The sequence below is a fragment of the Thermomonas hydrothermalis genome, from assembly GCF_900129205.1.
Lineage (GTDB): Bacteria > Pseudomonadota > Gammaproteobacteria > Xanthomonadales > Xanthomonadaceae > Thermomonas > Thermomonas hydrothermalis.
Genome location: NZ_FQUK01000072.1, coordinates 1 through 3,755, shown reverse-complemented (window position 1 = coordinate 3,755; position 3,755 = coordinate 1). Strand labels below are relative to the sequence as shown.

The following is a 3,755-nucleotide window of genomic DNA, read 5'->3' as shown; positions in this document are numbered from 1 at the left end:
CGGGACGCGCTTGCGAAGCGCCTGAGCAGCGAGAAATCCGCGCTGCCGACCGAGTCGGGGGCTTCGCCGGGTCGAATTTCAACAGGCTGCTAGGCAAGCTGGAGGAGGATCACGGCCGGCTGGCCGAGGCGCTGGCGGCGTTTTCTGCCGCCAATGCCCGCCAGAAACGGCTGACGCCCTGGCGGGCGGACGCCTTCCGACGCTATGTCGCCAGTGCACTCAAGGTCAGTCAGACGCTACCGCAGCCCCTGGATCCGCAGCTAGGTCGAGAGGTGATCTTCATCGTCGGCCTGCCACGCTCGGGCTCCACCCTGTTCGAGCAGATCCTGGCCGCTCACCCGGACGTGGAAGGCGCCAGCGAGCTGCCAGATCTGGGCATCGTGATCCAGCAGGAATCCGTGCGGCGCGGCATCCCCTATCCCGACTGGGTGCCGCAGGCCAGCGCCGCCGACTGGCACCGGCTGGGCCAGGCCTATCTGGCCCGCACCGCGCGCTGGCGCAGACAGCGGCCGCGCCATACCGACAAACAGCCGGACAACTGGAAACACGTCGGCATGCTGCGGGCCATGCTGCCCGGCGCGCAGGTGATCGAAGTCCGCCGCGATCCGCTGGAAACCGCCTGGTCCTGCTTCAAGCAGCCGTTCTACAGCCAGCCGCACTTCGCCAACGACATGGCCGACATCGCCCTGTACATGCAGGGCTGCGCCCATGCCATGGACCTCTGGCGCGAACGCGACCCGCAGCACATCCATGTGTACCGCTACGAGGCCCTGCTGGCCGATCCCGAACCCTATATCCGCGCCCTGCTGGCCGACTGCGGGCTCGCGTTCCACCCGGACTGCCTGCACTTCCACACCACACCTCGCAGCGTGCGCACCGCCAGTGCCGCCCAGGTGCGCCAGCCGTTGCGCCGCGACACCGCCCGTGCAATCGCCTACGGCGCACTGCTGCAACCCCTGATGGCCCTGCTGGAGCTGCCCCTGCCGCTGTAGCCAGGCCGCGTTTGCGCGACAATGGCGGCATGGACACTCTGCTCATCGTCACCACCGGCGGCACCATCGACAAGATCTACTTCGACGACAAGTCGGATTACCAGATCGGCGACCCGCAGATCGGCATGATCCTGCGCGAACTTGGCGTGGCGTTCCGCTTCACCATCATCCCGATCCTGCGCAAGGATTCCCTGCACATCACCGAATCCGACCGCGAGCTGATCCGTGCCACCGTCGCCGCACAGCCGATGCGCCACGTACTGGTCACCCATGGCACCGACACCATGGTGCAAACCGCCCAGGTGCTGGCGCAGATTCCCGACAAGACCATCGTCCTGACTGGCGCGCTCAGCCCGGCCCGCTTCCGTGGCTCGGATGCCGAGTTCAACATCGGCTGCGCGATCGGTGCGGTGCAATGCCTGCCAGCCGGCGTCTACATCGCCATGAATGGCCGCATCTGGGATCCACACCGGGTGCGCAAGAACATCGAGGCCAATCGCTTCGAAGCCATCGACTGACCACACCCCCCTGCGCACACCACCTCGCTGCGCGTCACCCGTCCGCACGCACTGGCGTTTTTGTCGCCCGAAAAGAACGACCCCGGCCTGTGGCCGGGGTCGAAGGGGTACCCAAACCCTTGCGGGCTTAGTTGGTGCCGTAGGTCAACGTGACCCCGGAGTAGGTGGAGTACGCATAGACCCGGATGTAGTAGGTAGTGTTGCTGGTCGGAGTCAGCGTGCAGGTTTCGTTGTTGCCGGTCTTGTACGGACGGCAGGTATAGCTGGTGGTGGTCGGTGTGCTACCGGCGCGGACGTACAGGTCGGCATCGCCGGTGCCGCCGGAGATGCTGATGGTTGCCGTCTTGCCCGCAGTCACCGCCAGCGTGTAGGTGCTGGACCAGTAGCCCGTGGACACGGTGGGCAGGTTCACCGTCGTGGTGCTGCCACCGCCACTGGTGGGGCAGGCCACACCGACAGCCTTGAAAGCAGCGGTGACATCAGCCTTGGCGTAGCCCAGGTCAGCCGCCGCGGTCTCCACGCCGCAGGCTGCGCTGTTGAAGGTGCTGCTGGCCGTCCAGTAGTTGGCATTGGCCCGTGCGAACACCTTGAATGCCTTCGGCACGCCCCAGCCTGCGGTCTTGGCCAGCAGGCAGAACGCCTTGTTATACACACCCGAGCTGTAGTGCACATCCAGCCCGCTGGTGTAGTTGGCGGCATTGTCGATCGAGCCCCCGTCCTGGGTCGGGTTGCACATGTAGCGCAGCGCACCGCTGCCCTTGAAGATCTCGCTACCCACCAGGAAGTCGTTGGTGCCCTTCCAGTAGTACTCGGTGGCTTCACCGCCCATGTCGGAGAAGGCCTCGTTGATGCCACCCGACTGACCGGAATAGGTCAGGTTGGAATGCTGCTCGGTGAAGCCATGCGACACCTCGTGACCGGCCACGTCGGCGCTCACCAGCGGATAGAAGGTGCTGGCGCCGTCACCGAAGCTCATGGTCGAGCCATCCCAGAAGGCGTTTTCGTAGTTGGTCTTGTAGTGCACGCGCATGACCAGCTGGAAGCTGAGCGCGTTGTAGCCGGTATAGGCCGGGTACATGTTGGTGATCACGCCGCCGAACTGGAAGGCGTCGTTGATCGGCGAATACCCACCGTTGATGGTCTTGTAGGTGTTGCGCGGGCAGGTATAGGAGAAGGCCGTGGTGCCGGTGGTGCCACCGTTGAGGTTGACCGCCTTCACTTTGGTGTTGTTCATCGTGCAGGTGCTACCGGACTGGGTGACGTCCATGTAGCCGTAGATCCCGCCCGAACCCCACTCATACTGGCCGGTCTTGGTGTTGCCGCCAGGGCCGGTGCCGACCAGCGCATGCTGCAGGTTCTCCCACTTCTTGATGACCTGACCGCTGATCGCATCGATCATGATGATCGGACGGGTGGGATTGCCGGCCAGCGAATCGGCGAAGAAGGTGACCGCATAGGCCAGATGCGCCTTGCCGGCATCATCGACGAAGATCACCAGATCCGACTTTTCGTTGCGGGTCTGCATCGCCGACAGGGCATTGCCCAGCGCGATGCGCTTGCCGGCGGCCAGCGCCTCCGCCTTGGTCAGCTTGGGCGTGGTGGAGGCGATGTCGCGCTCGATGCCCGACACCTTGGTGCCGAACAGGGTGCGCACGTTACCTGCGCCATCCTCGCTGACCACGATCCCCTGACCGAAGATCGGGATGCCGCGCCAGGCCTGGTCATAGCGGTAGTTGCGCACGCCGTGGTCGGCGATCGCGTTTTTCATCAGCAGCGTGTTGTCGGCGTTCAGGCCGAGGAACTGCTCGTGCTGGCGATGGACCATGGTGGCCACGCCCTTGCCCGCGGTCAGCGCCTGATACTGCTGGCGCAACTGGCCGACGTTTTGCTGATGCAGGTCGATACGGTCCGCAGCAGTGGCGCTGCCGGCGGCGAGCGCAAGCGCAATGGCGGTACCGAGCAGATGAGTACGGGAACAATTCACTGGTGTAACCCCTGGATGAGTGGATGGCAGACAAACGGCGTCTCGAAGACTCTGCATCTGCATGGCAAACACCGGCGTGCACACCATGCCCCCCGATGCAGACCGCCCCGCTTCCTGAACAGAAGCCGAAGCAGACACCGACCTTTCATCACTCGTTCACAGTTGTCAAGCACCTGTATGAGTCCACCACCTTTGGCACTCGGGTTGGTGCTGGAGCAGGAAGTGTAGCGGGGGTCGCTGGCCGAGGGCGTGGTGGGGGCG

3 protein-coding genes are annotated in these 3,755 nt (G+C 64.5%); 2 read left to right on the top strand and 1 reads right to left on the bottom strand.

The window, feature by feature from the left end:
- Both BUA29_RS11720 and BUA29_RS11715 read left to right on the top strand, forming a co-directional pair.
- Positions 1 to 992: sulfotransferase family protein (locus tag BUA29_RS11720; protein WP_143148944.1), on the top strand; the 992-nt coding region annotated here is incomplete at its 5' end.
- A gap of 29 nt (positions 993 to 1,021) precedes the next feature.
- Positions 1,022 to 1,510 (top strand): asparaginase domain-containing protein, encoded by a 489-nt coding sequence (locus BUA29_RS11715; RefSeq protein WP_072756694.1) that lies wholly within the window; start codon positions 1,022 to 1,024, stop codon positions 1,508 to 1,510.
- A gap of 127 nt (positions 1,511 to 1,637) precedes the next feature.
- On the opposite strand, the gene BUA29_RS11710 is transcribed toward BUA29_RS11715, so the two are convergent.
- Positions 1,638 to 3,494: a M4 family metallopeptidase gene (locus tag BUA29_RS11710; RefSeq protein WP_072756693.1), complete on the bottom strand. Its 1,857-nt coding sequence runs from the start codon at positions 3,492 to 3,494 to the stop codon at positions 1,638 to 1,640.
- Positions 3,495 to 3,755: the final 261 nt, after the last annotated feature.

Coding starts and splice junctions, on each gene's coding strand:
- BUA29_RS11715 (WP_072756694.1), top strand. CDS start 1,022: ATGGACACTCTGCTCATCGTCACCACCGGCGGCACCATCGACAAGATC.